Origin of the sequence: Polaromonas sp. (assembly GCF_016185115.1) — a bacterium.
Lineage (GTDB): Bacteria > Pseudomonadota > Gammaproteobacteria > Burkholderiales > Burkholderiaceae_C > Polaromonas.
Window position 1 is genome coordinate 337,317 of record NZ_JACPOF010000021.1, and the last position, 26,588, is coordinate 363,904.

34 protein-coding genes and 1 tRNA gene are annotated in these 26,588 nt (G+C 59.8%); 30 read left to right on the forward strand and 5 right to left on the reverse strand.

Annotated elements, in window-relative coordinates:
• Window positions 1-35 precede the first annotated feature (35 nt).
• Window positions 36-902, forward strand: a complete 867-nt coding sequence (locus HYX42_RS16960) for a hypothetical protein (protein WP_293405158.1) — start codon at window positions 36-38, stop codon at window positions 900-902.
• 21 nt (window positions 903-923) lie between these two features.
• Here the strand turns inward: HYX42_RS16960 and HYX42_RS16965 are convergent, their stop codons facing one another.
• Window positions 924-2,585 (reverse strand): FMN-binding glutamate synthase family protein, encoded by a 1,662-nt coding sequence (locus tag HYX42_RS16965; protein ID WP_293405160.1) that lies wholly within the window; start codon window positions 2,583-2,585, stop codon window positions 924-926.
• 103 nt (window positions 2,586-2,688) lie between these two features.
• Between HYX42_RS16965 and HYX42_RS16970 the strand changes: the two genes are divergently transcribed.
• Window positions 2,689-3,498, forward strand: a complete 810-nt coding sequence (locus HYX42_RS16970; protein ID WP_293405162.1) for a UPF0149 family protein — start codon at window positions 2,689-2,691, stop codon at window positions 3,496-3,498.
• Window positions 3,499-3,577: 79 nt separating this feature from the next.
• Here HYX42_RS16970 and HYX42_RS16975 read toward each other — a convergent pair whose 3' ends face one another.
• The 3 genes from HYX42_RS16975 to HYX42_RS16985 all read right to left on the reverse strand — a co-directional run bounded on the left by HYX42_RS16975 (window position 3,578) and on the right by HYX42_RS16985 (window position 5,973).
• The gene (locus tag HYX42_RS16975) at window positions 3,578-3,802 is read right to left on the reverse strand and encodes a hypothetical protein (RefSeq protein ID WP_293405164.1); all 225 of its coding nucleotides are present in this window, start codon (window positions 3,800-3,802) and stop codon (window positions 3,578-3,580) included.
• 105 nt (window positions 3,803-3,907) lie between these two features.
• Entirely contained in the window at window positions 3,908-4,744 is an 837-nt protein-coding gene (proC, locus tag HYX42_RS16980; protein ID WP_293405458.1) for a pyrroline-5-carboxylate reductase, read from the reverse strand.
• Window positions 4,745-4,782: 38 nt separating this feature from the next.
• Window positions 4,783-5,973 carry an esterase-like activity of phytase family protein gene (locus tag HYX42_RS16985; protein ID WP_293405166.1) on the reverse strand — a complete coding sequence of 397 codons (1,191 nt, stop codon included), beginning with the start codon at window positions 5,971-5,973 and terminating at the stop codon, window positions 4,783-4,785.
• Window positions 5,974-6,077: 104 nt separating this feature from the next.
• On the opposite strand from HYX42_RS16985, the gene glpK reads away from it, so the two are divergent.
• The 20 genes from glpK (at window position 6,078) to HYX42_RS17085 (ending at window position 18,592) form a co-directional block, all read left to right on the forward strand.
• Window positions 6,078-7,577, forward strand: a complete 1,500-nt coding sequence (glpK, locus tag HYX42_RS16990; RefSeq protein WP_293405168.1) for a glycerol kinase GlpK — start codon at window positions 6,078-6,080, stop codon at window positions 7,575-7,577.
• 277 nt (window positions 7,578-7,854) lie between these two features.
• A complete protein-coding gene (locus HYX42_RS16995; protein WP_293405170.1) occupies window positions 7,855-9,426 on the forward strand; it encodes a glycerol-3-phosphate dehydrogenase/oxidase in 1,572 nt (523 codons plus the stop codon).
• A gap of 250 nt (window positions 9,427-9,676) precedes the next feature.
• Entirely contained in the window at window positions 9,677-10,045 is a 369-nt protein-coding gene (gene rplN / locus HYX42_RS17000) for a 50S ribosomal protein L14 (protein ID WP_007869247.1), read from the forward strand.
• A gap of 9 nt (window positions 10,046-10,054) precedes the next feature.
• Window positions 10,055-10,375 carry a 50S ribosomal protein L24 gene (gene rplX / locus HYX42_RS17005; RefSeq protein WP_293405184.1) on the forward strand — a complete coding sequence of 107 codons (321 nt, stop codon included), beginning with the start codon at window positions 10,055-10,057 and terminating at the stop codon, window positions 10,373-10,375.
• A gap of 2 nt (window positions 10,376-10,377) precedes the next feature.
• Window positions 10,378-10,953, forward strand: a complete 576-nt coding sequence (gene rplE, locus HYX42_RS17010) for a 50S ribosomal protein L5 (protein WP_293405186.1) — start codon at window positions 10,378-10,380, stop codon at window positions 10,951-10,953.
• 8 nt (window positions 10,954-10,961) lie between these two features.
• Complete coding sequence (rpsN, locus tag HYX42_RS17015; RefSeq protein WP_293405188.1) at window positions 10,962-11,267, forward strand: 30S ribosomal protein S14; 306 nt, start codon at window positions 10,962-10,964, stop codon at window positions 11,265-11,267.
• An 18-nt stretch (window positions 11,268-11,285) separates the two neighbouring features.
• Entirely contained in the window at window positions 11,286-11,681 is a 396-nt protein-coding gene (gene rpsH / locus HYX42_RS17020) for a 30S ribosomal protein S8 (RefSeq protein ID WP_293405190.1), read from the forward strand.
• Window positions 11,682-11,706: 25 nt separating this feature from the next.
• Complete coding sequence (gene rplF / locus HYX42_RS17025; protein ID WP_293405192.1) at window positions 11,707-12,240, forward strand: 50S ribosomal protein L6; 534 nt, start codon at window positions 11,707-11,709, stop codon at window positions 12,238-12,240.
• A gap of 11 nt (window positions 12,241-12,251) precedes the next feature.
• Window positions 12,252-12,617, forward strand: coding sequence for a 50S ribosomal protein L18 (gene rplR, locus HYX42_RS17030; RefSeq protein ID WP_293405194.1), 366 nt, complete (start codon window positions 12,252-12,254; stop codon window positions 12,615-12,617).
• Window positions 12,618-12,634: 17 nt separating this feature from the next.
• Entirely contained in the window at window positions 12,635-13,153 is a 519-nt protein-coding gene (gene rpsE, locus HYX42_RS17035) for a 30S ribosomal protein S5 (protein WP_188709721.1), read from the forward strand.
• 22 nt (window positions 13,154-13,175) lie between these two features.
• Complete coding sequence (gene rpmD, locus HYX42_RS17040; protein WP_293405198.1) at window positions 13,176-13,358, forward strand: 50S ribosomal protein L30; 183 nt, start codon at window positions 13,176-13,178, stop codon at window positions 13,356-13,358.
• A gap of 25 nt (window positions 13,359-13,383) precedes the next feature.
• The gene (gene rplO / locus HYX42_RS17045; protein ID WP_293405200.1) at window positions 13,384-13,815 is read left to right on the forward strand and encodes a 50S ribosomal protein L15; all 432 of its coding nucleotides are present in this window, start codon (window positions 13,384-13,386) and stop codon (window positions 13,813-13,815) included.
• 25 nt (window positions 13,816-13,840) lie between these two features.
• The gene (gene secY / locus HYX42_RS17050; RefSeq protein ID WP_293405202.1) at window positions 13,841-15,160 is read left to right on the forward strand and encodes a preprotein translocase subunit SecY; all 1,320 of its coding nucleotides are present in this window, start codon (window positions 13,841-13,843) and stop codon (window positions 15,158-15,160) included.
• A 67-nt stretch (window positions 15,161-15,227) separates the two neighbouring features.
• Window positions 15,228-15,341, forward strand: a complete 114-nt coding sequence (gene rpmJ, locus HYX42_RS17055; protein ID WP_028820150.1) for a 50S ribosomal protein L36 — start codon at window positions 15,228-15,230, stop codon at window positions 15,339-15,341.
• A 24-nt stretch (window positions 15,342-15,365) separates the two neighbouring features.
• Window positions 15,366-15,731, forward strand: coding sequence for a 30S ribosomal protein S13 (gene rpsM, locus HYX42_RS17060; RefSeq protein ID WP_293405212.1), 366 nt, complete (start codon window positions 15,366-15,368; stop codon window positions 15,729-15,731).
• A 15-nt stretch (window positions 15,732-15,746) separates the two neighbouring features.
• Window positions 15,747-16,151, forward strand: coding sequence for a 30S ribosomal protein S11 (gene rpsK, locus HYX42_RS17065; protein ID WP_293405214.1), 405 nt, complete (start codon window positions 15,747-15,749; stop codon window positions 16,149-16,151).
• A 143-nt stretch (window positions 16,152-16,294) separates the two neighbouring features.
• Window positions 16,295-16,918: a 30S ribosomal protein S4 gene (rpsD, locus tag HYX42_RS17070; RefSeq protein WP_293405216.1), complete on the forward strand. Its 624-nt coding sequence runs from the start codon at window positions 16,295-16,297 to the stop codon at window positions 16,916-16,918.
• 94 nt (window positions 16,919-17,012) lie between these two features.
• Window positions 17,013-18,002, forward strand: coding sequence for a DNA-directed RNA polymerase subunit alpha (gene rpoA / locus HYX42_RS17075; protein WP_293405218.1), 990 nt, complete (start codon window positions 17,013-17,015; stop codon window positions 18,000-18,002).
• Between the two features lie 93 nt (window positions 18,003-18,095).
• A complete protein-coding gene (rplQ, locus tag HYX42_RS17080) occupies window positions 18,096-18,497 on the forward strand; it encodes a 50S ribosomal protein L17 (RefSeq protein WP_293405220.1) in 402 nt (133 codons plus the stop codon).
• An 18-nt stretch (window positions 18,498-18,515) separates the two neighbouring features.
• Window positions 18,516-18,592 (forward strand) — tRNA-Met (locus HYX42_RS17085).
• A 162-nt stretch (window positions 18,593-18,754) separates the two neighbouring features.
• On the opposite strand, the gene HYX42_RS17090 is transcribed toward HYX42_RS17085, so the two are convergent.
• Window positions 18,755-19,441, reverse strand: coding sequence for a GntR family transcriptional regulator (locus HYX42_RS17090; protein WP_293405222.1), 687 nt, complete (start codon window positions 19,439-19,441; stop codon window positions 18,755-18,757).
• 75 nt (window positions 19,442-19,516) lie between these two features.
• On the opposite strand from HYX42_RS17090, the gene HYX42_RS17095 reads away from it, so the two are divergent.
• The 8 genes from HYX42_RS17095 (at window position 19,517) to HYX42_RS17130 (ending at window position 26,584) form a co-directional block, all read left to right on the forward strand.
• Window positions 19,517-19,768 (forward strand): hypothetical protein, encoded by a 252-nt coding sequence (locus tag HYX42_RS17095; RefSeq protein ID WP_293405224.1) that lies wholly within the window; start codon window positions 19,517-19,519, stop codon window positions 19,766-19,768.
• Window positions 19,761-21,074: an amidase gene (locus HYX42_RS17100; protein WP_293405226.1), complete on the forward strand. Its 1,314-nt coding sequence runs from the start codon at window positions 19,761-19,763 to the stop codon at window positions 21,072-21,074. The genes HYX42_RS17095 and HYX42_RS17100 overlap by 8 nt, the downstream gene beginning before the upstream one ends.
• 8 nt (window positions 21,075-21,082) lie before the next feature.
• A complete protein-coding gene (locus HYX42_RS17105) occupies window positions 21,083-22,279 on the forward strand; it encodes a CoA transferase (protein ID WP_293405228.1) in 1,197 nt (398 codons plus the stop codon).
• 5 nt (window positions 22,280-22,284) lie between these two features.
• Complete coding sequence (locus HYX42_RS17110; protein ID WP_293405230.1) at window positions 22,285-23,061, forward strand: enoyl-CoA hydratase; 777 nt, start codon at window positions 22,285-22,287, stop codon at window positions 23,059-23,061.
• Window positions 23,062-23,124: 63 nt separating this feature from the next.
• A complete protein-coding gene (locus HYX42_RS17115) occupies window positions 23,125-24,102 on the forward strand; it encodes an ABC transporter substrate-binding protein (protein ID WP_293405232.1) in 978 nt (325 codons plus the stop codon).
• Between the two features lie 25 nt (window positions 24,103-24,127).
• Window positions 24,128-24,931, forward strand: coding sequence for an ABC transporter permease (locus HYX42_RS17120; protein WP_293405234.1), 804 nt, complete (start codon window positions 24,128-24,130; stop codon window positions 24,929-24,931).
• Window positions 24,932-24,944: 13 nt separating this feature from the next.
• Window positions 24,945-25,694 (forward strand): ABC transporter ATP-binding protein, encoded by a 750-nt coding sequence (locus HYX42_RS17125; RefSeq protein WP_293405236.1) that lies wholly within the window; start codon window positions 24,945-24,947, stop codon window positions 25,692-25,694.
• An 11-nt stretch (window positions 25,695-25,705) separates the two neighbouring features.
• Complete coding sequence (locus HYX42_RS17130) at window positions 25,706-26,584, forward strand: polysaccharide deacetylase family protein (RefSeq protein ID WP_293405238.1); 879 nt, start codon at window positions 25,706-25,708, stop codon at window positions 26,582-26,584.
• Window positions 26,585-26,588: the final 4 nt, after the last annotated feature.

The following is a 26,588-nucleotide window of genomic DNA, read 5'->3' on the forward strand; positions in this document are numbered from 1 at the left end:
GAAACCCATCTTTCCCTCAACCTCCAAAGGACATCATGACTGACAAAACCTTTCCTACCATCCGCCTGTCACCCAACGGCCCGGTCTTCGACCTCCCCATCTATGTGGCGCAGCAGGAAGGCATTTTCGAGAAGTACGGCCTCAAGGTGCAATTCGTCGAGAAATACAACGGCCATGAAAGCCATGCTTCCATTGACCCTTTCGAGCGCCGCAAGGAAAGCCTGTATGAAGACGGCACGGCCGATGCCTACAACCTCTGCGAGTGGGCCGGGCTGGACCGCTCCGAAAACAGCACGCGCGGCAGCCGCGTGCATGCATTGCGTCCTGCAGTGGCCGCCCAAGCCATCCTGTCTTTCGACAGTGAAATCCAGGAAGTGCGCGACCTCGCCGGCGTGCCAGTCGGCATCAACGAACGCACCGGTTCGCACTACACCACCCTGCAGATCCTGGGCGGATCACTGGCGCGTGAAGACGTGGTGCTGGCGCATCGCGGCGCACCGCAGGAGCGCTACGATGAACTGAAGTCAGGCAAGCTGCGTGCGGCTGCGTTGATGGAGCCCTACATCAGCCTGGCGCTCAAGGAAGGTGCGCACATTGTCAGCGTGGTCTTCTACCGTGGTGCTGAAGTGATCTCGCCGGATGTTGATGACGACCTGCGCACCGCCTACCGCAGCGCGCTCAATGAGGCGGCCGACCTGCTGCAACGTGATTTCGGCAAGTACAAACACCACCTCACGGACCAGATCAAGGGCCAGCTTGAGCCGCATGAGCTCTTTGACCACTTTGTGCATTACGCGCGCAGCCGCGAGTTTGACGAGAGCCGCTTTGCCTTCACCTACCAGTGGATGAAGTCCTGGAACCTCACACCCGGCGACAAGGCCTTCAACCAGCTGGCGATCTGAGCCGTAGCCACAACGTCAGGCTCAGGCAGTTGCGGCCCGAAAGCTGTGCGCACTGGCCATGGGCCAGTACTGTTTGAACACATTGTTCTGCTTGTCCAGCGCTCCCAGCAGGGCACCGGGCTCGACCTGCATGATGAGGTTGCTGAGCAGGCGTACTTCGGTATCTGTCAGGCGGCGCACGATGTGGTGAGCGTTGACCTGTTGAGGATGTTCCAGCCCGGCGGCCTGCACCAGCTCCTGCAGGGCGTGCAGCGTGCTGCGGTGAAAGTTGCGCACGCGGTCGGCCTTGTCGGGCACCACCAGCGCGGCCTGGCGCCTGGTGTCCTGCGTTGTCACGCCCGTCGGGCAGGTGCCCGTGTGGCAGGTCTGCGCCTGTATACAGCCCAGCGCCATCATGAAGCCGCGACCTGCGTTGCACCAGTCGGCGCCCAGCGCCATCAGGCGCACCATGTCGAAGGCCGTCACTACTTTGCCGGCCGCACCTATCGAGATGCGGTGGCGCAGGTTCACGCCAATCAGCGTGTTGTGCACCAACAGCAGGCCTTCCTGCAGCGGTGCGCCTACGTGGTCTGTGAACTCCACCGGGGCCGCACCCGTGCCGCCCTCGGCGCCATCGACCACGATGAAGTCGGGCGTGATGTTGGTCTCCAGCATGGCCTTGACGATGGCAAACCACTCCCAGGGGTGGCCGAGGCAGAACTTGAAACCGGTCGGTTTGCCGCCAGAGAGTTTGCGCAGTCTTGCGATGAAATGCATCATCTCGACCGGTGTTGAGAAAGCACTGTGGCTGGACGGCGAGATGCAATCCTTGCCGATTGGAATGCCGCGTGTCGCCGCGATTTCCGATGTCACCTTGGGCCCGGGCAGGATGCCGCCGTGGCCGGGTTTGGCGCCCTGGCTCATCTTGATTTCAATCAGCTTGACCTGCGGGTCGAGCGCGCTGGCCGTGAAGCGCTCTTCATTGAATGTGCCGTCGTCGTTGCGGCAGCCGAAATACCCCGAGCCTATTTCCCAGATCAGATCACCGCCGTGTACGCGGTGATGTGATGAGATGGAGCCTTCGCCGGTGTCATGCGCAAAGCCGCCCATCTTCGCGCCCTTGTTCAATGCCAGGATGGCGTTGGCCGAGAGCGAACCAAAACTCAGCGCAGAAATGTTGAAGACGCTGCTTTGGTAAGGCTGTGTGCAGGGCTCGACTGATTCGGAGGGCTTGCCGGGCGTGCCACCAATCCAGATGCGGAAGTCGTGCGAAGGCAGTCTGGTCGGCGACATCGAATGGTTGACCCATTCATACCCTTGGGCGCCCACATCAAGCTGCGTGCCGAAAGGCCGGTTGTCCGGCTCGCCTTTGGCGCGCTGGTAGACCAGTGAACGCTGCGCGCGAGAGAACGGCGTGGCCTCGCTGTCGCTTTCGATGAAGTACTGGCGCATTTCGGGGCGTATGTACTCCAGCAGAAATCGCATGTGACCAATGACCGGGTAGTTGCGCAGGATGGCGTGGCGGTCCTGCTGCAGGTCGTATATACCAAGTGCGACCAGCGCCACGCAGACGGCAAACAGCACCAATGCCAACCACCAGAACGAGAAAAAGACAAGTTTGACCAGGAAGGCCAGCGCACCGAACACGCACAGGGCCATGAAGGAGTAACGCGTGGGAAAGTGGGCATTGAGTCGCTGGAGCATCGTAAGCCTTCAGATACAAGGTCGTTTTGTGAATCGCTGCCTTGGTGCGGCAGATACACTTTGCATCATAAGAGCGCCGCGTGTCGCTCAGCCCCTGTTGCACATGAAACCAGACCCTGACCCCGCCGCCGCCAGCTTCATGGAGATTGAGGACTTCGACGAACTCGACGCCATCCTCGATGAATTGCGCAGCCGGTATGACGAAACACCCCAGTGGGAATTTTGTGAAGGCTTCATGGCGGCTGTGATCTGCTCGCGCCGGACCATTCCGGCGGCTGAGTACATCCCTGTGCTTCTGGCCACGCCTGCCGACGGAGAAGCGCCTGACGCTGAAGGTGGATCGTTCGCCGATGAGGCGCAGCAGCAGCGCTTCATGGCCTTGTGGAACAGGCGCTGGGCCGAGGTCGCGACCGCGCTGGACTCCAAGGTCGAAACCCTTGAAGACGACGAGTGTTACCACCCCGAGGTCATGGACATACGCGGCGCGGTGGCGGACATGCCGCCCGACGAGCAGGCCAACTTCAAGGGTGAAGACCTGCCTGCGTTTGCCCAGGTCTGGGCGCTGGGCTTCATGTTTGCTGTTGAAAGCTGGCCCGACGAATGGGCTGCACCGCGTGACAAGGATGCCGCCAGATGGCTGGACGAAGCGCTGGAAGCGGTTGTTGCCATGACCGAAGACGACACCGGCAAGCCCGAAGTGTCCCCCCTGAGTGAAGAAGGTGCACCCAGTACCAGCATTGCCCGGCTGAACGCGTTTGGTGAGGCGATATGGGCTGTTTATGACCTGCGCGAGTTGTGGCGCACCATTGGGCCCAAGGTTGAGACGGTTCGTGCTGAAGCCACGCCTGGCCGCAATGATGTCTGTTATTGCGGCAGCGGCAAAAAGTACAAAAAGTGCCATGGGGCTGGCTGAGAGGTCAGGCACAACCCCTGTCCGTAGCCCATAAAAAAAGCCCGCTTGATGCGGGCTTTTTCAATTCAGCCGGGGCTGATTATTTTTGTGCAGCAGCAGCCTTTTTGGCGGCTTTTGCCTTGCGTGCGCCCTTTTTGGCGGTGCGCTTGGTCTTTGCAACAGCCTTGGCAACTGGCTTTTCAGCAGGTGCAGCGGCTGGGGCTGCTGCAGGTGCAGCGGTTTGTGCAGCAGCTGGCGTGGAGATCACGGCCAGGGGCATGGCCAGAACAGCAGCGCTTGCGAGGATAGACAGAAATTTTTTCATGGTTGGCTCCTGGTGTTAGGTATTTGGATGTTTGCCTTTCGGCCCATCTATAACGCCAACATTTGGGCTCCGGTTGACTCATCTGCAAGCTTTTTTGTAACTGACTCAGGCAGCACCGAATTCGTCGCCCATCTCGCGCGCACGTTGTTTGGCCGCGTGCATGGCTCGGACGAAGAGTGTCTTGACCCCGTCCTGCTCCATGGAGGTGATGGCTGCATAGGTTGTGCCCCCTTTGGATGTCACCCGGCCGCGCAGGATTTCGGGTGGCTCGTCAGACGCTTTTGCCAGGGCGGATGCCCCTACAAATGTGCCTATGGCCAGCTTGTTGGCCTGCTCACGGGTCAGGCCCATGTCGACACCCGCCTCTATCATGCCCTCGATGAAATAAAAGACATAGGCCGGGCCGGAGCCTGAAATGGCGGTCACCGCGTCCAGCTGGTTTTCGTCGTCCAGCCAGACGTAGTCGCCGGTGGTCTTGATGACGGATTCGACGGCCAGCCGGTCAGCGGCGTTGACGGCCTTGCGTGCAAACAGCGCCGTCATGCCCTTGCCTACCAGCGCCGGTGTGTTGGGCATGGATCGCACCACCACCTCGGTGCCCAGCCAGCGGGCGATGCTGTCCGAGCGTATGCCTGCCGCCACGCTCAGGTGCAGGGCGGTCTTGGTATGAAAGCGCGCCATCATGGCGGCTTCCTTGAAGGTCTGGGGCTTGACGGCCCACACCACCAGGCTGGCATCGGCCAGCGCTGCGCTCGGCGCCTCTTCCACCTTGACGCCAAACTGTTTCTTGAGTTTGGCCGCCTGCTCGGCAAAGGGCTCGACGACGTGGATGTTGGCGGGCTTTGTTCCCCGCTTGATCAGCCCGCCGATGATGGCGCTGGCCATATTGCCGCCGCCTATGAAGGCGATATTCTCGGGTGCGTGGGCATTGGTGGCGGGCATGGGGGCGGGTCGGGATGTAGTGGGTTTGGGCATGGTGATCACTCCAGGAATTCAAACGCCAGCAGTTGAGTGACCTGCCGTGCGCTGAAATTGTCGTCGCTGATAAAAACAAGGCTGCGATTGCCGCTGGCCAGCCTTGGCCCCCAGGTCATGCCTTCAGTGTTGTCCAGCCGGTCAAGGCGCTTTCCTGCACCGGGGCCGATAAAAGACGCGAAATTGGCCAGCAGCAGCTTGTTCACCGGCTGGTAGTTTGCGCCCTGCAAGGCTGGGGTGTCCAGCGTGTCGCTGCCCTGAAGGGTGTCAACCAGGTAGAGGCGCAGCGAATTGCCGGTGGCGGTGTCGTAACCGGCCATGTAGGCGCGCTCCAGCACCAGCATGCGGTGCTGGTCCAGCATGAGGATCTCGCTGATGCCGTTGTCTGCGGGGGCAATGGCGGGCCTGGGTGCACGCGGAATCGCATCGGGAATGTAGGCCACCTGGCGCAGCAGCCTGCCGCCGGCAAGATCAATCTGCGTCAGGCGGCAGGGCCCGCCCGGCGCGCCAACGCTGGGCAGGGGTCCGTCCTGCAGCATCGCACCCTCCATCGCCAGCCAGGCGGTTTTGCCGTCGGGTGTCAGGCTCATGCCCTCAAAGCCCCGGTTGCTGCGCGGGCCGCGTGTGGTGTTGAAGTCAAACAGGGGCGGCAGGGCGAACTGCCGCAGCAGCGTGCCATCCAGCCGGGATTCGCTGAAAGACGGTGCCACACCCGCCAGCGCATTGCCCTCACTGCTCCAGAACAGGGTCTGGCTGCCTGCGCGCCAGCGTATGGATTCCGGGTCCTGCAGCTTGTAACCGGTGATTGACGACGGGTAGGCAGAACCGTCGGACTGGCGCAATTGCGTCATGCCGGTGATTTCCGGCTGGCCCAGTGCGTTGCCGTCCAGGGGTATGCGCGCCGTATAAAACCGGGCCGGGTTGCGGGCAGAGCCATCATCGGTGATTAAAAAATACTGGCCGCTGGCCGGGTCGTAGTCAATGCCCGAGAGGCCGCCCACCGTTGTGCTCTGGTATTGCAGGCCGTGGGGGATGCGGGCCTCGCCAATCAGGCGCAGGCTGGCGGGAAGAGTGCCGGGCGTTATTGGCGCTGGCGCGGCCGGGGCACAGGCGTGCAGGCCAAGCGCTGCCAGGGCCGAAGCCCCTATCAGTTGCCGCCGTGTCAGGCCGGCGCAGGTGTCATCGACGGGTCTCATGATGCTTTCAACAGGAAGCCTTCAATGGTAGCTGGGGAAAGTGACGACACGCAGCCTCGCCTTATTGCGCTAACCTAGGCTGTAACCGACTACCTGCAGATTGAATGGACTACTTATTAGCACTTGACCAGGGCACGACCAGCTCACGTGCCATTTTGTTTGACCATTCGGGCAGCGTTGTGGCGCTGGCGCAGAAAGAGTTCCGCCAGATATTTCCGAAACCCGGTCAGGTCGAGCATGACGGGCTGGAGATCTGGTCCAGCCAGCTCTTTGTTGCGCGCGAATGCCTGCAACAATTGCCCGCAGGCGGCAAGGTCGCGGCGATAGGCATTACCAACCAGCGCGAAACCACTTTGCTCTGGGACCGCAAGACCGGCCAGCCGGTGGCCAACGCCATCGTCTGGCAGGACAGGCGCACGGCAGGCCGTTGCGACGAATTGCGCCAGGCCGGCCACGCGGCGCGCATCCAGAAAAAGACCGGGCTGGTGCTGGATGCCTACTTTTCGGGCACCAAGATCGAATGGCTGCTGGACCATGTGCCCGGCATCCGTGCGCGCGCCGAAAAAGGCGAGATCGCCTTCGGTACCATGGACAGCTGGCTGGTCTGGAACCTCACTGGCGGCAAGGTACACGTCACCGACGTCAGCAATGCCTCGCGCACCCTGCTGTTCAACCTGCACACCCTGGCGTGGGACGACGAGTTGCTGGGCCTGTTCAACATCCCGCGCTCTGTTTTGCCCGAGGTCGTGCCCAGCAGCGGCATCATGGCTGAGACTGACGCTGACGTGCTTGGCACAACTATCAAAATTGCTGGCATGGCGGGCGATCAGCAGGCCGCCACCTTCGGGCAGGTCTGTTTTGCGCCCGGCATGGCCAAGAACACCTACGGTACCGGCTGCTTCTTGCTGATGAACACCGGCGCACGCCCGGTGATCTCGAAAAACCGCTTGCTGACCACGGTGGGCTGGTCGTCAGAAGCCGCCACCGGCGCCGCTTATTGCCTGGAGGGCAGCGTGTTCATGGCGGGCGCCACCATCCAGTGGCTGCGCGACGGCTTGCAAATCATCAAGTCGGCGGACGAGGTGCAGGCGCTGGCCGAAAGCGTGCCTGATACCGGTGATGTGTATCTGGTGCCCGCCTTTGCCGGGCTGGGCGCGCCGCACTGGGACCCCTATGCGCGGGGCGCGCTGCTGGGCATGACGCGCGGCACCACGCGCGCCCACATCGCCCGTGCTGCGCTGGAAGCCATCGCCCTGCAAAGCGCCGACGTGTTTGCCGCCATGAGCCGCGATGCCGGGCTGGCGCTCAAAGAGCTGCGCGTGGACGGTGGCGCTAGCCGCAATGATTTGCTGATGCAGATGCAGGCCGATTTTTCAGGCGTGCCGGTGGTACGCCCCAGGGTGACCGAGACCACCGCACTCGGCGCAGCCTACCTCGCCGGGCTGGCCGTCGGTTTCTGGAGTGGCTCCGATGAAATCATGGCCCAGTGGCAGGTCGACCGGCGGTTTGAGCCGGTGATGGGTGCTGCCGAGCGCAGCGCGAAGCGGGCGCGCTGGCACAAGGCGGTGGAGCGGTCAAAACTCTGGGTCGAAAGCCAGGGGTGACGTGAACCAGCAAAGTGAATGAGCAGAACATACAAATCATTTGCTATTAAATTCGTAGCTGCCCACGTACGTATCTATTGGCCTGGAGGCTTGTTTGATGCCTGAAAATGGCCTTTTTTAGCCTGTTTTTCAGGTTCTGGCGAGGCAAATTTGCGCCACAGACGTGAAATGTTAAGTTCCATATTAACTTTTCGGTTTTTCGGCGTTCACGCGAACCACTAATAATGAGTGCATCACGCTGGCTCACTGAAGTCCGGCGGAAAAGAAATCCAAAGACATGAACCGCAGCCAGCTGATCGAACAACTCGCCAGGCCCGTCACCTATGACCTGGCCATCATCGGCGGCGGCGCGACAGGGCTGGGGGTTGCGCTGGATGCCGCAGCGCGCGGGTTTTCAGTCGTACTGGTCGAATCGCACGACTTTGCCAAGGGCACCTCGTCCCGTGCGACCAAGCTGGTTCACGGCGGCGTGCGTTACCTGGCACAGGGCAACATCTCGCTGGTACGTGAAGCCCTGCATGAGCGCACCACCCTGCTGGCCAATGCGCCGCACCTGGCGCAGCCGCTGCCTTTTGTGATGCCGGCCTACAGGTTCTGGGAGGCGCCGTTTTACGGCGTGGGGCTCAAGATGTATGACGCGCTGGCCGGCAAGGCGGGGCTGGCACCGACTGAATTTCTGAGCCGCGCCGAGACGCTGGCCCTGCTGCCAAACTCACGGCGCCAAGGCCCGGCCGGGCGGCTGAACGGCGGCGTCAAATACTGGGACGGCCAGTTTGATGATGCCCGTCTGGCCCTGGCGTTGGCCCGTACGGCCGCCGCCCAGGGTGCATTGGTGATCAATTACTGTGCTGCCACCGCATTGCGACATGAGGATGGCAAGCTCGCCGGCTTTGACGTGAAAGACCAGGAGACGGGGCTCAGATACGAAGTGAAGGCTGACTGTGTGGTCAACGCCACCGGCGTCTGGGTAGACCAGTTCCGCATGGAAGACGGCAAAGCCATCGGCCGGGACGTGAAAGAAATGGTTGCCCCCAGCCAGGGTGTGCACATTGTGGTTGACCGCTCGTTTTTGCCGGGTGACCACGCCATGCTGATCCCGAAAACGGCGGACGGGCGGGTGTTGTTTGCCGTGCCATGGCTGGGCAAGACCATTCTGGGAACGACAGACACGCCGCGCCATGACCTGGCGCGCGAGCCGCTGGCTTTCCGGGAAGAGGTCGATTTCATCCTGGGCGAATCCGCCCGCTATCTGACCCGGGCGCCGGGGCTGGCCGACATCAAAAGTATCTGGGTCGGGCTGCGGCCGCTGGTCAAGCCCCCTGACGAAGATGGCGAAAGCACGCAGACGCTGTCCCGTGAACATACCGTGCTGGCCAGCAAAAGCGGGCTGGTCACCGTGACCGGCGGCAAGTGGACGACCTACCGCGCCATGGCTGAAGACGTTCTGGATAAATGTTTTGAAGTAGGCCTGCTTGAAAGGCGAGCAAAGGGAGTAACCACTCACTTGAAGCTGCTCGGTGCGCAGCCCATGAGGCAGAAAATCAGTGATGCGCCCGGACTGCATCTATATGGGAGCGAGGCGGCGGCGGTGTTGGCGATGCCGGGGGCCGGTCGTGAACTGGGCGGCGGCCTGACAGAGCCCATGGTCAGGTTCGCAGCGCGCCACGAATATGCCCGTACGGTAGAAGATGTGCTTGCCAGGCGCTCGCGGCTGCTGTTTCTTGATGCGGGGCTGGCCAGATCGCTGGCAGCGGTAGTCGCGGGTTTATTGCAGGAAGAAACCGGTATGGACCCGAAAACCGGAGCTTTTTTGGCGCTCTGCGATCAATATCTTCACGTTCCGTCCTGAGCAAGACGTCTTTTTTCAGGTTGGCGGCAAATGTGGGCTAATTTCCACGACTTTTGCGCCAATAGGTGTTGACAGGACAAATAGCTTCACCCATAATCGTGGGCTTCGCTCTAAAAAGCGGGGAATTCTGCCCTCATGGAAACGCTGCAAGTGGTTTGCGGCGCGGACAACGGGCCCAAGACTGATTGGTCTGCAGCGTAAATCAAATGATTTGGGCGGCATGTCCGGTGCAAGTTGGGAACAAATTTAAATGATTCAAACGCAATCCAAGCTCGATGTTGCTGACAACACGGGTGCCAAGTCCGTGATGTGCATCAAGGTGCTCGGTGGCTCCAAGCGCCGGTACGCCAGCGTCGGTGACGTCATCAAGGTCAGCATCAAGGAAGCCGCTCCACGAGGCCGCGTCAAAAAAGGCGAGGTTTACAGTGCGGTGGTCGTTCGCACCGCCAAGGGCATCCGCCGTGGCGATGGTTCGCTCGTCAAATTCGATGGCAACGCGGCAGTGTTGCTTAACGCCAAGCTGGAGCCCATCGGCACCCGCATCTTCGGACCGGTCACGCGCGAACTGCGCACCGAGAAGTTCATGAAGATCGTGTCCCTGGCTCCTGAAGTTCTGTAAGGACACGCCATGAACAAGATTCGCAAGGGCGACGAAGTCATCGTGATCGCGGGCCGGGATAAAGGCAAGCGCGGCACGATCACCCTCCGCACCGACGACAGCCACGTGCTGATCGAAGGCATCAACACGGTGAAGAAGCACACCAAGCCGAACCCCCTCAAGGGTACGACCGGTGGCATCGTTGCCAAAAGCATGCCGATTCACCAGTCCAACATCGCGATTTTCAACGCGGCGTCGGGCAAGGCTGATCGTGTTGGCATCAAGCTCCTGGCTGACGGCAAGAAAGTGCGCGTCTTCAAGTCCAGCGGCGACGAAATCAAGGCTGCATAACTATGGCTAAAACCGCACCAACGCAAGCTGCACCTGCCAAGGCTCGCCTGCAGGCCCAGTTCCGCGAAAAAATCACCCCTGCGCTGATCGAGAAATTCGGCTACAAGTCGCCGATGCAGGTTCCCCGCATCACCAAGATCACGCTCAACATGGGTGTGAGCGAGGCTGTTGCCGACAAGAAGGTCATGGACAACGCCGTCGGCGACATGACCAAGATCGCCGGCCAGAAGCCGGTCGTGACCAAGGCCAAGAAGGCTATCGCCGGTTTCAAGATCCGCGAAGACCTGCCCATCGGCTGCATGGTTACCCTGCGCGGCGTGCAGATGTATGAGTTCCTGGACCGTTTCGTGACCGTGGCCCTGCCGCGCGTTCGTGACTTCCGCGGCATTTCCGGCCGCGCTTTCGACGGCCGTGGCAACTACAACATCGGCGTGAAAGAGCAGATCATTTTCCCTGAGATCGAGTACGACAAGGTTGATGCCTTGCGCGGCCTCAATATCAGCATCACCACAACGGCCAAGACCGATGAAGAGTGCAAGGCACTCCTCACCGCCTTCCGTTTTCCGTTCAAGAACTGAGGCGGGACATGGCAAAACAAGCATTGCTGCAACGTGAACTGAAGCGCGAGAAACTCGCCGCCAAGTTCGCCAAAAAATACGCTGAATTGAAGGCAACTTCCAACGACGCCAAACGCTCCGATGAAGAGCGCCAGCTGGCCCGTCTGGAATTGCAAAAATTGCCCCGCAACGCGAACCCGACCCGTCAGCGTAACCGCTGCGAGATCACGGGCCGCCCACGCGGAACGTTCCGCCAGTTCGGCCTGGCTCGCGCCAAGATCCGTGAACTGGCTTTTGCAGGTGATATCCCCGGTATCACCAAGGCAAGCTGGTAAGCATAGGAGCACCAAAAAATGAGTATGAGTGATCCTATCGCCGACATGCTGACGCGCATCCGCAATGCACAGATGGTTGAAAAAGCCGTTGTGCAGGTGCCGTCATCCAAAGTCAAGGTTGCAATCGCGCAGGTTCTGAAGGATGAGGGCTACATTGATGGCTTCTCCGTCAAGACCGACGAAGGCAAGTCCCAGCTTGAAATCGCCCTGAAGTACTACGCAGGCAAGCCCGTGATTGAGCGCATCGAGCGCGTCAGCCGCCCGGGCCTTCGTGTGTACAAAGGCCATGGCGCCATCCCCCAGGTCATGAATGGCCTTGGTGTGGCAATCGTCACAACGCCCCAGGGCGTGATGACTGACCGCAAGGCACGCGCGACCGGCATCGGTGGCGAAGTTCTTTGCTACGTGGCCTAAACGGCGGCATTGAGGAGTAACTGAAATGTCTCGTGTAGGAAAAATGCCTGTGTCCCTCCCTTCGGGTGTGGATGTGGCTTTCAAGGACGACCAGATCAATGTCAAGGGCAGCCTCGGCACCCTGGCACTGGCGCAAAACCCGCTTGTCACCATCAAGAACGATGCCGGCAAGCTGACCTTTGCACCAGCCAATGATTCGCGTGAAGCCAACGCCATGAGCGGCACCATGCGCCAGCTCGTGAACAACATGGTGACCGGCGTCACCAAGGGCTTCGAGAAAAAACTGAGCCTGATCGGCGTGGGCTACAAGGCCCAGGTCACGGGTGCCAAGCTCAACCTGACGGTTGGCTATTCGCACCCCGTCATCATGGACATGCCCGCAGGCATCACGGCAGCAACGCCGACGCCTACGGAAATCCTGATCAAGGGTTCTGATCGCCAGCGTGTCGGCCAGATCGCCGCTGAAGTCCGTGCTGTTCGTCCTCCCGAGCCTTACAAGGGCAAGGGCATCCGTTATTCGGATGAGAAGATCACGATCAAAGAAACCAAGAAGAAATAAGGAGCTGCATCATGTTGACCAAAAAAGAGCAGCGCCTTCGTCGTTCACGCCAGACCCGCATCCGCATTGCCACGCAAGGTGTTGCCCGTCTGACCGTCAACCGCACCAACCTGCACATCTACGCCAGCGTCATTTCCGGCGACGGCACCAGGGTTCTGGCATCGGCTTCCACTGCAGAAGTGGAAATCCGCAAGGATCTGGGCGCGTCCGGCAAGGGCGGCAACGTTGCGGCAGCACAAGCCATCGGCAAGCGTATTGCTGAAAAGGCAAAAGCAGCCGGTGTTGAAAAGGTGGCGTTTGACCGCGCTGGTTTTGCGTACCACGGCCGCGTCAAGGCGCTGGCTGATGCGGCCCGCGAAGCTGGCCTGCAGTTCTAAGCAGACTGGAAATATATATGGCCAAGTTTCAAGCTAAATCAAACAACGACGCTCCAGACGATGGTCTGAAGGAAAAAATGATCGCGGTCAACCGCGTGACCAAAGTGGTGAAGGGCGGCCGTATTCTCGGTTTCGCAGCACTCACGGTGGTTGGCGATGGTGACGGCCGCGTCGGCATGGGCAAGGGCAAGTCGAAAGAAGTGCCTGCAGCCGTGCAAAAAGCCATGGAAGAAGCGCGCCGCAACATGACCAAGGTGTCATTGAAAAACGGCACGATTCACCACAACGTATTCGGCCACTGGGGTGCCGCCAGCGTCATGATGATGCCGGCAGCCAAAGGTACCGGCATCATCGCCGGCGGCCCGATGCGCGCTGTGTTTGAAGTCATGGGCATCACCGACATCGTGGCCAAGAGCCATGGTTCGAGCAACCCGTACAACATGGTTCGTGCAACGATGGATGCGTTGAACAATTCCACCACGGCTTCCGACATTGCAGCCAAGCGTGGCAAATCAGTCGAAGAAATCTTCGGCTAAATAGCTGCCCAGGAGCATTGAAATGACGACAGAGAAAAAAGTGAAGGTTCAGCTGATCAAGAGCCCGATTGGTACCAAGGAATCCCATCGCGCCACCGTGCGTGGCCTGGGTCTGCGCGGTATCAACAGCACCAGCGAACTGGAAGACACGCCCGCAGTGCGCGGCATGATCAACAAGATCGCGTATCTGGTCAAGATTGTCTGAGCTCAAGGCTCGATAGGAATTCAAAATGGAATTGAACGGAATCAAGCCCGGTGAAGGCGCCAAGCACTACAAGCGACGTGTTGGTCGCGGTATTGGATCTGGCATCGGCAAGACCGCAGGTCGCGGCCACAAGGGTCAGAAGTCCCGCGCTGGCGGCTACCACAAGGTTGGTTTTGAAGGCGGTCAGATGCCTATGCAGCGCCGTTTGCCAAAGCGCGGCTTCAAATCGCACAACCTGAAGTTCAACGCTGAAGTTACGCTGTCTGCCCTCGAGCAGCTCGGCCTGGCCGAAGTTGACCTGCTGGCGCTGAAGACGGCAGGCCTGGTGGGCCAGATCGCCAAGAACGTCAAGGTCATCAAGTCCGGCGAGCTGACCAAAGCGGTCAAGCTCAACGGTATTGGTGCGACGGCAGGTGCCAAGGCGGCTATTGAAGCAGCCGGCGGCGCGGTTGCGTAATTAACGACGGACTGGAAAAGAATCAGTGGCAACCAACCCGGCTCAACTGGCAAAATCCGGCAAGTTCGGCGATTTGCGGAACCGGCTCGTGTTTTTGCTGCTGGCTTTGGTGGTGTACCGTATTGGCGCCCACATTCCGGTGCCGGGCATTGACCCCAACCAGCTCAAGGAGCTGTTCAAGGGCCAGCAGGGCGGCATATTGAACCTGTTCAATATGTTCTCCGGTGGTGCCTTGTCGCGTTTTACGGTGTTTGCGCTGGGCATCATGCCCTACATCTCCGCGTCCATCATCATGCAGTTGCTGACCTATGTCCTGCCGACATTTGAGCAACTGAAGAAAGAGGGCGAAGGCGGTCGACGCAAGATTACCCAGTACACGCGTTACGGCACGCTGGGTCTTGCGCTGTTCCAGTCCCTGGGTATTGCGGTGGCGCTTGAAAGCTCCCCCGGTCTGGTGCTTGCGCCTGGTTTTGGTTTTCGCATGACGGCGGTTGTCAGTTTGACGGCCGGCACCATGTTTTTGATGTGGCTGGGTGAGCAGATCACCGAGCGTGGTCTGGGTAACGGTATTTCGATCCTGATTTTTGCAGGCATCGCGGCTGGCCTGCCTAGCGCAGTGGGTGGTCTGCTTGAATTGATCCGCACCGGTGCGATGAGCATTTTGGTGGCCATCGTGATCATCGCAGTGGTGGTTCTGGTGACCTACTTTGTGGTGTTTGTAGAGCGCGGCCAGCGCAAGATCCTGGTGAATTACGCCAGGCGACAGGTGGGTAACAAGGTTTATGGCGGCCAGTCATCGCACTTGCCGCTGAAGCTGAACATGGCCGGTGTGATTCCGCCCATCTTTGCTTCTTCGATCATTTTGCTGCCGGCGACGGTGGTGGGCTGGTTCAGCAGCGGTGAGAGCATGCGCTGGCTGAAGGATATCGCCAGCACGCTGACGCCGGGCCAGCCGATATATGTGTTGCTGTATGCCAGCGCGATTGTGTTCTTCTGCTTTTTTTACACCGCACTGGTGTTCAACAGCCGCGAGACCGCAGACAACCTGAAGAAAAGCGGTGCGTTCATTCCGGGTATTCGCCCGGGTGACCAGACAGCGCGTTACATCGACAAAATCCTGGTGCGTCTGACGCTGGCAGGTGCGGTCTACATCACCTTTGTGTGCCTGTTGCCCGAGTTTCTGATTTTGAAATACAACGTGCCTTTCTATTTCGGCGGCACGTCGTTGATGATTATTGTCGTGGTCACCATGGATTTCATGGCCCAGGTCCAGAACTACATGATGTCGCAGCAGTATGAATCGCTGCTCAAGAAGGCGAACTTCAAGACATCACCTGGTGCTTGAACCGGGAACAGGCAGTTAGCGTAATTTTTTGGTGCGATCAGCACCGCAGAGAATTTAGGAGAATGCAATGAGAGTTTCAGCTTCGGTCAAGAAAATTTGCCGCAACTGCAAAGTCATCCGCCGCAAGGGTGTTGTTCGCGTGATCTGTACAGATCCACGCCATAAACAACGCCAAGGCTGATTCAAAGAGTTTTAGAGGACGAACATGGCCCGTATCGCTGGTATCAATATTCCGCCGCAGCAACATGCTGAAATCGGCCTGACTGCAATCTTCGGCATTGGCCGTACGCGCGCTCGCAAAATCTGCGAAGCCTGCGACATCGCCTACTCGAAGAAGGTCAAGGACCTGACCGACGGCGACCTGGAAAAAATCCGTGACCAGATCGCTCTGTTCACCATCGAAGGTGACTTGCGTCGTGAAACCACGATGAACATCAAGCGTTTGATGGACATCGGTTGCTACCGCGGTTTCCGTCATCGCCGCGGCCTGCCAATGCGCGGCCAGCGCACGCGTACCAACGCCCGCACCCGCAAGGGTCCGCGCAAGGCCGCCCAGTCGTTGAAGAAATAATCCAGAGGTTTTCCCATGGCAAAAGCACCAAGTAACAACGCAGCACAACGCGTGCGCAAAAAAGTCCGCAAGAATGTTGCAGACGGCATTGCACACGTGCACGCATCCTTCAACAACACCATCATCATGATCACCGACCGCCAGGGCAATGCCCTGTCGTGGGCATCGTCTGGTGGCCAGGGTTTCAAGGGTTCGCGCAAATCGACGCCTTTTGCAGCCCAGGTAGCTTCTGAAGTTGCGGGCCGTGCGGCCATCGAGCAGGGCATCAAGAACCTTGACGTTGAAATCAAGGGCCCAGGCCCAGGCCGCGAATCTTCGGTTCGTGCCCTCGGCGCGCTCGGCATCCGCATCAATTCGATTGCCGACGTGACCCCGGTCCCGCACAACGGCTGCCGCCCGCAAAAGCGCCGCCGCATTTAATTCCCGTGGTCCCGGCGAGACCGATTGCAATGCAGTCGGCCTTGCACGGGACTTTTTAACCAAAGCCCACCGCCATCAGGTTCGACGAAAGTCCATACCGAAGGCTCCTGCAGCAATGCAGCAGATGACAAAAGGAAACCAAAGTGGCACGTTACCTCGGCCCCAAGGCCAAACTATCCCGCCGCGAAGGCACGGACCTCTTCCTGAAGAGCGCCCGCCGCGCGATCGCCGACAAGGCCAAATTTGATTCCAAGCCAGGCCAGCACGGTCGCACGTCCGGTACGCGTACGTCCGACTTCGGCCTGCAACTGCGTGAAAAGCAGAAGGTCAAGCGCATGTACGGCGTGCTTGAAAAGCAGTTCCGCCGCTACTTTGAAGAAGCTGACCGCCGCAAGGGCAACACCGGCGCCAATCTGCTGTTCATCCTTGAATCGCGCCTGGACAACGTTGTCTACCGCATGGGCTTCGGCTCAACCCGCGCCGAAGCGCGCCAGCTGGTATCGCACAAGGCCATCACCGTCAACGGCGGCCCGGTCAACATTCCTTCGTTCATGGTCAAGGCCGGCGACATCATCGCCGTGCGCGACAAGTCGAAGAAGCAGACCCGTGTCACGGAAGCACTCGAACTCGCGAAACAGGTTGGCATGCCAGCCTGGGTTGAAGTCAACGCCGAAAAAGGCGAAGGCACCTTCAAGAAGACGCCAGACCGCGACGAGTTTGCTGCCGACATCAATGAATCGCTGATCGTCGAGTTGTATTCACGCTAATTTCGTTCCTGCGACGTGTGGCGCTGCCTGTGGCAGGTCATGCGTCGTCGGCCTTATCGGTGTAACGAGCCGAGGGTATTGAGAGGAAGATTGCATGCAGACTAATTTACTGAAACCAAAAACCATCAACGTTGAGCAACTGAGCGCCAACCGCGCAAAAGTCACGCTCGAGCCTTTTGAACGTGGCTACGGCCACACGCTGGGCAACGCATTGCGCCGCGTCCTGCTGTCGTCCATGGTCGGCCACGCCGCTACGGAAGTGACCATTGCCGGTGTGCTCCACGAGTACTCCTCCATTGACGGTGTCCAGGAAGACGTCGTCAACATCCTGCTGAACCTCAAGGGCGTGGTGTTCAAGCTCCACAACCGCGATGAAGTCACCCTGAGCCTGCGCAAAGATGGCGCCGGTCCTGTGACCGCTGCCGACATCCAGACCCCGCACGACGTTGAAATCATCAACCCCGAGCACGTCATCGTGAACCTGTCGCACGGCGGCAAGATCGACATGCAGATCAAGGTCGAAAACGGCCGTGGTTATGTGCCCGGCAACGTGCGCCGTTATGGCGACGAATCGACCAAGTCGATTGGCCGCATTGTTCTGGACGCATCGTTCTCTCCGGTCAAGCGCGTCAGCTACACCGTTGAAAGCGCCCGCGTCGAGCAGCGTACCGACCTCGACAAGCTGGTCCTGGAAATCGAAACCAACGGTGCTGTGACCGCAGAAGATGCAGTCCGCGCTTCGGCCAAGATCCTGGTCGAGCAACTGGCCGTGTTCGCACAGCTCGAAGGCAATGAACTGGCTGCGTTTGACACGCCAGTCCAGCGCAGCTCGCAGCAGTTCGACCCCATCCTGCTGCGTCCAGTGGACGAGCTCGAACTGACGGTTCGTTCTGCCAACTGCCTGAAAGCAGAAAACATCTATTACATCGGCGACCTGATCCAGCGCACTGAAAACGAGCTGCTCAAGACACCGAACCTAGGCCGTAAATCGCTCAACGAAATCAAGGAAGTGCTTGCATCGCGCGGCTTGACGCTGGGCATGCGACTTGAAAGCTGGCCGCCTGCCGGGCTGGACAAGCACTAAACACTTTTAGTTAAACCGAAGACCACCCTTCATGCGGGGTGGCGCACGGGCAGTACCTGATACGGCTGCCCGGATATTAAAAAGGAAATCACCATGCGACACGGACACGGACTACGTAAACTCAACCGCACCAGCGAGCACCGCCTCGCCATGCTGCGCAACATGATGAACTCGCTGCTCCAGCACGAAGCCATCAAGACCACGCTGCCAAAGGCCAAGGAACTGCGCCGCGTTGTTGAGCCCATGATCACGCTGGCCAAAGAGCCAACGCTGGCCAACAAGCGCCTCGCGTTTGACCGCCTGCGCGACCGCGACATGGTCGTCAAACTGTTTGCTGAACTGGGCCCACGTTACAAGGCACGTCCAGGCGGCTACACGCGTATTTTGAAGATGGGTTTCCGCGTTGGTGACAATGCGCCCATGGCTCTGGTTGAACTCGTTGATCGTCCTGATGTGTCAGAAGACACTACAAGCGACGCGGCCAAGGCAGAGTAAGCTATAATACAAAGATACCGCGCGGTGGAGCAGCCTGGTAGCTCGTTGGGCTCATAACCCAAAGGTCGTAAGTTCAAATCTTGCCCGCGCAACCAACATCCGGATCACCAAGTCCGGTAAACAAAACGCCCACTTCAAGTGGGCGTTTTGCTTTGTGACTCAATTGTTTTTTGTGTGAGTCACGGCGTATGAATGCAATATTCAATACGCTGCATGTCGATCTGGATGCGCGCTGATGATCGCCGCATTCGCTGCAATCAGCGCGCCAGCACTTCCTTTGGAATATTCACAATAAAGTCGGTCAGGCCCTTGGCGTCGCTGGCCGGCCGCATGTGCGTCAGCATGGCGGCTGATGCTGCATCACCGTCGTTGGCCATAAAGGCCTCCACGATCTGCTGGTGCTGCTCAAATGAGGTTCTGATCTGGCCCAGGGCGCCAAACGCGTGTCTGCGGTAATAACCTGTGCGGGCCCGCATGCGCAACACCTCCTGGCGCAGGTAAGGGTTGCGGGTCGCCCGGTAAATCAGCTCGTGAAAGCGCAGGTTGCTTTCCTGCCATCCAGCGAAATCATCTGCATCTGCCACGGCGCGGCTTTGCTCATGGTGCTCAAGTATGGCTTTGCGCTCTTCCGGCGTCATGCGCTGACATGCCAGGCGCACCGCAACGCCTTCGAGTTCCGCCAGCAATTCCCATAAGGACAGCAGCTGCTGGAGGTCCATTTTCGCCACCACCATGCCGCCACGCGGCAGGCTGCTCAGCATGCCCTGCGCCTGCAACTGGATGAGCGCCTCTCTTATGGGCGTGCGGGACACCTTGTATTGCGTTGCGATTTCCGCCTCGTCAATCGGATCTCCCGGCAACAGGGCGCCTTCCCGGATGGCGTTCTCGATTTCTGTGCGGATCTTGTCGCTGGCTTTGGTGAATGTTTTTTTTGTGCTTTCCATAAAGTAAGTTTCGCACATTGATTTGTATGTTTAATTTGTGTATATTAATATTTATAAGCCAAAAACAAATACAGAATGCCAATTTCCGACCCTCCAACAGCCAAATCTATAGAAAGCAATCCGCTTTCCGGGTGGACAGTGGCCGTGCGCGAGGGTCTTTCAGGGCGCAGCAGGGCGACTACCCCGGCAGAAGAGCGCCGGCTGGACAAAACACTTGAGCGCCTCCATCCTGCGGCTACCCTTGCCATGACTGGCGCTGCAGCCTTGAATGGTCAGGCGCCTTCGCCAACCTTCTCCAGCGTCCTGGCGCAGTTGTCTGATGCATGAATTGCCCGCCACCCTGAGGGGCATGCAGCTTGCCATAAGCAGCCGCCGCATTTCCCCCAAGGAGGCGATCAGCCTGCAGCGCCAAAAATTGAAGCGCATGGATGCGCGCTTTCACAGCGTGGTTCAGGAGCTGCCAGATACCGATACCTACCATGGCCTTCTCGCCGGCATAGGCCTCGCGCACAAGGACATCTTCAACACCGCAGGACGCAGGCCAGGCGCCGGGCACGACGCGGGTGCAGCTTCTGAGGGGCTGGTGGCCGCGCCTGCCGTCGCCAGGCTTGACGCTGCCGGTGCCTCAACCCTGGCGACGCTGGCGATGGCCGAATACGCCTGTGGTGCAACCGGTGACAACCCCCTTTTTGAACGCTGCATCAACCCGCTCAATGAGCATGCTGCTGTGGGCGGCTCCTCCAGTGGCAGCGCCGTGGCTGTTGCAGGCCGCCTGGTGTATGGCTCGCTGGGCACAGACACCGCAGGGTCGGTGCGCATTCCTGCTGCCACCTGTGCCTTGCTGGGGCTTAAAACAACGCATGGACTGATCCCGCTGGACGGCGTCCATCCCCTTGCGCCTTCGCTTGACAGCGTGGGCGTGCTGACCCGCTCTGCGGCAGATGCGATGCACCTGCTGCAAATAGTAGCCAATACAGGCCTGCTGCGGCCCGCCAAAGCTGCGCAGTTGCGAATCAAGGCCTGGTTGCCTGCAAATGTTCTGAATGAAGAGGTCGCCTCTGCGCTTGAAGACTTCGCCCGCGAATCCGCCTCTGCCCAAACCATAACGACGCTAGCCCAGCACCAGACCCTCACACGCCTGGCGGAGATCGTGATGCACAGCGAAGCGGCGGCTACACACAGGGAGGCGCTGCTGGCATGCACGCTGTCGCCGTCCGTAGAGGCCGTCGCCCTCGCTGGGCTCGTGATTCCGCCTCAGTGGTACCACGCGGCACTCGCCGACAGGGGGCGTCACGCACAGATGTTTGTGCAGGAGCATTTTCAGGGACACGACCTGCTTGTGATGCCTGCCCTTCCCCAGCCTGTACCTGACTGGCGCGCGGTCGCCGCTGACAGCCCGGGTTTCGATGTCAGACAGTTGCTGGCACTGCACAGCCATATGGGCTTTGTGAATTACCTCGGCTTTCCTTCGATGGTGTTCCCGATTGCGCGTGATTCGCGCGGCATGCCCATCAGCGTTCAGGTGCTGGCACGACCCTTCCACGAAGCAGACCTGCTGGCTTTTGCTGAACAGGTCGAGTTGCGCCGCTTTGGCGTCAATGGTTTTACCGAACATTTCCTCAAACAAGGTTGATTCATCCCATGCCCAAAATTCAGGCATCTACAGCCCTGTCCAGGTTTCGCGTCCTTGATCTCTCACGGGTCAGGGCCGGCCCCAACTGCGTACGCATGCTGACCGACTTCGGCGCTGACGTGATACGTATCGAGCCACCACCCGGCATTGACCCCAACGAAGCGATGTTTGCAGCGAACCGCCGCGGCGGCGACTTCCAGAACATCAACCGCAACAAGCGGTCCATGACCCTGAATCTCAAGAAGCCTGGCGCGCTCGACATCCTGATGCGCCTGGTCAAGGATGCAGACGTGCTGGTTGAAAACTGGAGACCCGAAGTCAAACACAAGCTCGGGCTTGACTACGACTCGCTGGCGAAGGTCAATCCGCGCATCATCCTTGCCAGCATCTCGGGCTTCGGTCAGGACGGCCCCATGGCGTCGCGCCCGGGCTTTGACCAGATCGTGCAGGGCATGGGTGGCCTGATGTCTGTCACTGGTTTGCCGGGCTCAGGCCCCGTGCGTGCGGGACTTGCAGTGGCAGACATGAGTGCAGGCCTTTATGCCGCACTCGGCATACTCACGGCGCTGCTTGAGCGCGAGGTTTCCGGCAAGGGCCAGTGGGTGCATGCATCCCTGCTGCATTCGCAGATCGCCATGATGGATTTCCAGATGGCGCGCTACCTCAATGACAACGACCTGCCGGTTCAGGTCGGCAACGACCACCCGACCAGCAGCCCCATGGGGCTTTTTGAGGCCAGCGACGGTGTGTTCAACCTCGGCGCGTCGGGTGAAGGCAACTGGATACGCCTGTGCAAGCTGCTGGTGCGCGACGACTGGCTGCAGGACCCGGGCTATGCCAACGAGCCGCTGCGTGTGCAGAACCGCGACCGCCTGACGCCCGCGCTGGCAGAAGTCTTTCGCCACCGAACCGTGCAGGAGTGGGTGGGCATGCTCAACGATGCAGGCATTCCCGCCGGCCCGGTATACACCGTACCCCAGGTGTTTGAGGATGAGCAGGTGCAGCACCTGAACGTGACGAGTTCGCTGATGACAGACTTTGGCAAGGAGATGCACTACATCACCCAGCCGGTGACGCTGGCGCGCACGCCATCCAAAGTTGTCGCGCAGGCACCCAACTGGGGCCAGCACACGGATGAAGTTCTCCAGGAAGCTGGCTACTCTGAAGAGGCCATCCGGCAGTTCCATGCCGATGCGGTGGTCTGACGCATATGGCTGATGTCACCTGTCTGATCGAAGGCCACGTGGCCACCATCACGCTCTCCAACCCGGACCGCTATAACGCAATGTCCCTGCTGATGTGGACAAAGCTGGGAGATGCGCTGGAGGCACTGCGGTCCGACAGCAATGTCCGTGTCGTGGTGTTGCGCGGTGATGGCGACCGCGCTTTTGTATCCGGGGCGGATATTTCCGAATTTGACACGCAGCGCAACACAGGTGCGGGTGTGGCCACGTATGAGGCTGCGGTGGCACGCGCGCAAGGTGCGCTGGAACAGTTCCCCCGCCCCGTGATCGCCGCCATCAGCGGCATCTGTTACGGCGGCGGGCTGGGTCTGGCACTGGCCTGCGACATGCGTTATGCCGCGCCCAGCGCGAAATTTCGCATGCCGGCTGCGCGCCTGGGCCTGGGCTACACCCTCGCAGGCGTGCACCGCATGGTGGCCATTCTGGGTACAGCCCGGACGGCTGAACTTTTCTACACGGCGCGTGTGTGTGATGCCAATACTGCCGCGCAAATCGGGCTGGTGAACGAACTTCAGGACGATGTTTTTTCGCATGCTGCAAAGGTCGCGGCCGAGATTGCGGCCAATGCGCCCATGACAGTTGCCGCCGGCAAGCTGGCCCTGAATACCCTGCTGGAAGGCGTGGATGACGCCGGCGCTGCCGCCGTGGATGCGGCGGTCAAGGCCTGCTTTGCCAGCGAAGACTATGCCGAAGGCCGCAAGGCCTTTGCCGAAAAGCGTGCGCCGGCCTTCAAGGGCCGTTGACCTTGAATGTGATTTCCCGATATCCCGTGTGTTTTTAACCCTAACCTGAACGGAGCGTTGACGATGAAACCAAGTACCGCAATCACGGCCATCCTCATGGTCGCCATCACCACGGTCGCCCACGCGATCGGGCCCGCGCCCGCGCCCCTGGCCCAGCGCGAAACGCTGACCATTGGCTTCGTCAAGGTGGGCCACCTCGCCCCCATGCTCAACGTCGAAGAAGAACTCAAGAAATTCAACGTCGACGTCAAGCGCGCAGAGTTCGTGCGCTACGCCGATGCACGCACAGCGCTGCTGTCCAATTCGGTTGATATCTCTGCTGTCGGCCCTGGCGATCTCGCCATCGCAGCCTCGCAGGGCAGCAAGAACCTGGTCGGCCTGACGGGTGTTGGCGGCTCGCTCAAAAACCTGGTGGTGCGCAAGGGTGTGGTCATCAATGACTGGAAAGACCTGGCCGGCAAAAAAATCGGCATCGCGCCCGGCTCTGCTGTCTGGTTCCAGTGGGCCATGACCATGATTGAAAAAGGTGTGCCTTACAACACCTTCACGCCCGTCAACATCCAGGGCGGCGGCACGGCCTTCATCCAGGCCCTCAAGCGCGGTGACATTGATGCCATGGTGTTGTGGGAGCCGTTCGAATCGCAGGCGGTGGCTGACGGCGACGCCTACTTTGCCAAAGGCCTTGAATACAGCCAGGCCAAGGCCGTAGGTGCCGAGCTCGGCATGCTGGCCGCATCACGCGAAGCACTGACCAACAAGAAGGAGGCCATTCGCCGCTTTATGTGGGTTTACCTCAATGCCGAAGAGCAGATGCGCAAGAACAATGAGCTGTTTGCCGATGCCTATGCGAAATACACAGGCCTGCCGCTGGCTGTGACCAAAGAGTCGTCCAAGATCATCAAGCTGGGCGGCGTGCTGACGAAAGAGCAGGTCAGGCTGCAGGCCGAAGCGGCGTTCAAGCAGGGCATCGTGCTCAAGGATGTCTCGGCTGACGCCGCTGCGCTCTACGACGATTCGATCGCACGCGACATCAAGCGCTGATCAGCCCTCAAACCAGGCCACTGCCATGAAGAATCTGGAGCGCTTCAAACAACTTGTCCTCGGTGCGGTCGTGCCTGTCGCGGTGCTGGTGTTCTGGCAGATTGCCGGCAGCCGCCCCGACATGGCAGGCATCGTGCCCACACCGCTGGCCGTGCTGGAGGGCTGGAAGGTATGGATGTTTGGCGCCTCAGGCGGCCTGGGCCTTAACCCTTACCAGGGTACATGGCTGTCCAATGTGCAGTATTCGGCCATGCGTGTGGTGCAGGGTTTTGTGCTGGCAGCCCTCATCGGTGTGCCGCTGGGTCTCATCATTGGCTGGAGCCGCCTGGGCTCGCGCCTGTTCGACCCTGTGATCCAGGGCCTGCGGCCCATCCCCATCACCGCATGGCTGCCGTTCTCGATTGCGCTTTTTGGCATACGCGACATGGGCTCTATCTTCCTGATCTTCCTGGGCGGCTTTTACGCCATCGTCGTCAACACCACCCAGGGTGCGCGCGATGTGGAGCGCAACCTCATGCGCGCCGCCACGATGATGGGGGCCACACGATCCCAGCTTTTGCGCCGGGTGGTGTTCCCATCGGCCATGCCGTCCATCTTTACGGGCCTGCGCATAGGCCTGGGCATCTCCTGGACAGCGGTGATCGTCTCCGAGATGGTGGCCGTCAAATCCGGCCTGGGTTATGTGCTGTGGGACGCCTACTACGTGGGCCGCATGGACATCGTGCTGGCCGACATGGTGTCGATTGGCGTCATGGGTTACCTCAGCGACCGTTTGATTGTGTTTGCGGAACGGCGCGTCCTGCGCTGGCGCATTCTCCAGAACCATTGAGTGATAGCGATTTATGTCTGCCATCAAGATTGAAAAACTCGACAAGACCTACCCGGCACAGCCGCCGGTGCATGCGCTTGACAAAATTGACCTCGACGTACATGCCGGCGAGTTCGTTGCGCTGCTCGGCCCCTCGGGTTGCGGCAAGTCCACACTGCTCAACCTCGTTGCAGGTTTTGAGCAGGCCAGCGGCGGCTCACTCACGGTTCATGGCCAGGCGGTTGACAAACCAGGTCCTGATCGCGGGGTCGTCTTCCAGGAGGCCGCGCTCTTTCCGTGGCTGACGGTCTGGGAGAACGTCATTTTTGGACCCAAAACGCAGGGGCTCAAGGCCAGCGATTACGAAGAGCGCGCCAACGAGATGCTGCGCATCGTGGGCCTGTCCGATTTCAAGAACCATTTGCCTGTGCAGCTCTCGGGCGGCATGCGCCAGCGTGTCGGCATTGCCCGCATACTGACGCTGGGTTCGAGAGTGTTGCTGATGGACGAGCCCTTCGGTGCGCTCGATGCGCAGACGCGTCTGACCATGCAGGAGCTGCTGCTCAGCGTATGGCAACAGCTCAAACCCACGATTGTGTTTGTTACGCATGACATTGATGAAGCACTCTTCCTGGCCGACACCATCTACGTGATGTCGGCACGCCCCGGCCGCATACAGGCGCGCATGACTGTGCCTCTGGCCCGCCCACGCACTATTGAAGACACCACCTCTGAGGGCTTCAACGCGATGAAGCGCGAGATTCTCCAGCAAATCCGCCACTGAAAAGAACGACCATGGCCAATCCCCGCATTCCCTACCGCTTTTCCAATGAAGGCCCGGCGCTTTCGCCGCCGTCGGCCGGCAATATCCTTGTGCACCTGGTCGTGAACGTCGAGCACTGGGAGTTTGATGCGCCCATGCCGCGCACCATCATCACGCCGCCGCACGGCAAGGAAACCGTGCCCGATGTTCCCAATTTCAGCTGGGTCGACTACGGCATGCGGGCTGGCCTGCCCCGCATCATCGAGGCCATCACCTCGCGTGGCCTGACGGCATCGACCAGTTTCAACGCAGGTGTCATCAAGGCCTACCCACGTGCCGCAGAAGCCATGCATGACGCGAAGTGGGAGTTCATAGGCCACGGCGTTCACCAGAAATCGCTGAACCACGCCGGCGCAGAAGAAGAGGTCATCAAGACCAGCCTGGACATGATCCAGTCCTTCACCGGTGTTCGTCCGCGTGGCTGGCTGGGCCCCGGCCTGCGCGAAAGCCACACCACGCCCGAGAACCTCAAGGCCGCTGGCATTGACTATGTATTCGACTGGGTGGTCGATGACCTTCCGAACTGGATGACCACCGCCAACGGCCCGCTGCTCAGCGTGCCCTACAACCTGGAGCTCAACGACTCCATCATCTACGCGGTTGAAAAACATTCCTCCAATGAGATGCTGCAACGTGTGCAAAGCACGGTGGAGCTGTTCGTACGGGAAGCGGCCAAACGCCCGCGCGTGCTCACGCTGGGCCTGCATCCCCACCTGATTGGTGTGCCGCACCGCTTTGGCTCCTTCGAAAAAATGCTGGACCTGCTCATGAAGACACCCGGCGTGTGCTTCATGCAGGCCCACGACATTGCCGACTGGTACATCAGCCAGGTCCCGGTACCCAAACCCTGATACC

Bases quoted from the DNA above. Each gene is read 5' to 3' on its own strand.
- HYX42_RS16960 (WP_293405158.1), top strand. From the start codon at position 36: ATGACTGACAAAACCTTTCCTACCATCCGCCTGTCACCCAACGGCCCG.
- HYX42_RS16965 (WP_293405160.1), bottom strand. From the start codon at position 2,585: ATGCTCCAGCGACTCAATGCCCACTTTCCCACGCGTTACTCCTTCATG.
- HYX42_RS16970 (WP_293405162.1), top strand. From the start codon at position 2,689: ATGAAACCAGACCCTGACCCCGCCGCCGCCAGCTTCATGGAGATTGAG.
- HYX42_RS16975 (WP_293405164.1), bottom strand. From the start codon at position 3,802: ATGAAAAAATTTCTGTCTATCCTCGCAAGCGCTGCTGTTCTGGCCATG.
- proC (WP_293405458.1), bottom strand. From the start codon at position 4,744: ATGCCCGCCACCAATGCCCACGCACCCGAGAATATCGCCTTCATAGGC.
- HYX42_RS16985 (WP_293405166.1), bottom strand. From the start codon at position 5,973: ATGAGACCCGTCGATGACACCTGCGCCGGCCTGACACGGCGGCAACTG.
- glpK (WP_293405168.1), top strand. From the start codon at position 6,078: ATGGACTACTTATTAGCACTTGACCAGGGCACGACCAGCTCACGTGCC.
- HYX42_RS16995 (WP_293405170.1), top strand. From the start codon at position 7,855: ATGAACCGCAGCCAGCTGATCGAACAACTCGCCAGGCCCGTCACCTAT.
- rplN (WP_007869247.1), top strand. From the start codon at position 9,677: ATGATTCAAACGCAATCCAAGCTCGATGTTGCTGACAACACGGGTGCC.
- rplX (WP_293405184.1), top strand. From the start codon at position 10,055: ATGAACAAGATTCGCAAGGGCGACGAAGTCATCGTGATCGCGGGCCGG.
- rplE (WP_293405186.1), top strand. From the start codon at position 10,378: ATGGCTAAAACCGCACCAACGCAAGCTGCACCTGCCAAGGCTCGCCTG.
- rpsN (WP_293405188.1), top strand. From the start codon at position 10,962: ATGGCAAAACAAGCATTGCTGCAACGTGAACTGAAGCGCGAGAAACTC.
- rpsH (WP_293405190.1), top strand. From the start codon at position 11,286: ATGAGTATGAGTGATCCTATCGCCGACATGCTGACGCGCATCCGCAAT.
- rplF (WP_293405192.1), top strand. From the start codon at position 11,707: ATGTCTCGTGTAGGAAAAATGCCTGTGTCCCTCCCTTCGGGTGTGGAT.
- rplR (WP_293405194.1), top strand. From the start codon at position 12,252: ATGTTGACCAAAAAAGAGCAGCGCCTTCGTCGTTCACGCCAGACCCGC.
- rpsE (WP_188709721.1), top strand. From the start codon at position 12,635: ATGGCCAAGTTTCAAGCTAAATCAAACAACGACGCTCCAGACGATGGT.
- rpmD (WP_293405198.1), top strand. From the start codon at position 13,176: ATGACGACAGAGAAAAAAGTGAAGGTTCAGCTGATCAAGAGCCCGATT.
- rplO (WP_293405200.1), top strand. From the start codon at position 13,384: ATGGAATTGAACGGAATCAAGCCCGGTGAAGGCGCCAAGCACTACAAG.
- rpmJ (WP_028820150.1), top strand. From the start codon at position 15,228: ATGAGAGTTTCAGCTTCGGTCAAGAAAATTTGCCGCAACTGCAAAGTC.
- rpsM (WP_293405212.1), top strand. From the start codon at position 15,366: ATGGCCCGTATCGCTGGTATCAATATTCCGCCGCAGCAACATGCTGAA.
- rpsK (WP_293405214.1), top strand. From the start codon at position 15,747: ATGGCAAAAGCACCAAGTAACAACGCAGCACAACGCGTGCGCAAAAAA.
- rpoA (WP_293405218.1), top strand. From the start codon at position 17,013: ATGCAGACTAATTTACTGAAACCAAAAACCATCAACGTTGAGCAACTG.
- rplQ (WP_293405220.1), top strand. From the start codon at position 18,096: ATGCGACACGGACACGGACTACGTAAACTCAACCGCACCAGCGAGCAC.
- HYX42_RS17090 (WP_293405222.1), bottom strand. From the start codon at position 19,441: ATGGAAAGCACAAAAAAAACATTCACCAAAGCCAGCGACAAGATCCGC.
- HYX42_RS17095 (WP_293405224.1), top strand. From the start codon at position 19,517: ATGCCAATTTCCGACCCTCCAACAGCCAAATCTATAGAAAGCAATCCG.
- HYX42_RS17100 (WP_293405226.1), top strand. From the start codon at position 19,761: ATGCATGAATTGCCCGCCACCCTGAGGGGCATGCAGCTTGCCATAAGC.
- HYX42_RS17105 (WP_293405228.1), top strand. From the start codon at position 21,083: ATGCCCAAAATTCAGGCATCTACAGCCCTGTCCAGGTTTCGCGTCCTT.
- HYX42_RS17110 (WP_293405230.1), top strand. From the start codon at position 22,285: ATGGCTGATGTCACCTGTCTGATCGAAGGCCACGTGGCCACCATCACG.
- HYX42_RS17115 (WP_293405232.1), top strand. From the start codon at position 23,125: ATGAAACCAAGTACCGCAATCACGGCCATCCTCATGGTCGCCATCACC.
- HYX42_RS17120 (WP_293405234.1), top strand. From the start codon at position 24,128: ATGAAGAATCTGGAGCGCTTCAAACAACTTGTCCTCGGTGCGGTCGTG.
- HYX42_RS17125 (WP_293405236.1), top strand. From the start codon at position 24,945: ATGTCTGCCATCAAGATTGAAAAACTCGACAAGACCTACCCGGCACAG.
- HYX42_RS17130 (WP_293405238.1), top strand. From the start codon at position 25,706: ATGGCCAATCCCCGCATTCCCTACCGCTTTTCCAATGAAGGCCCGGCG.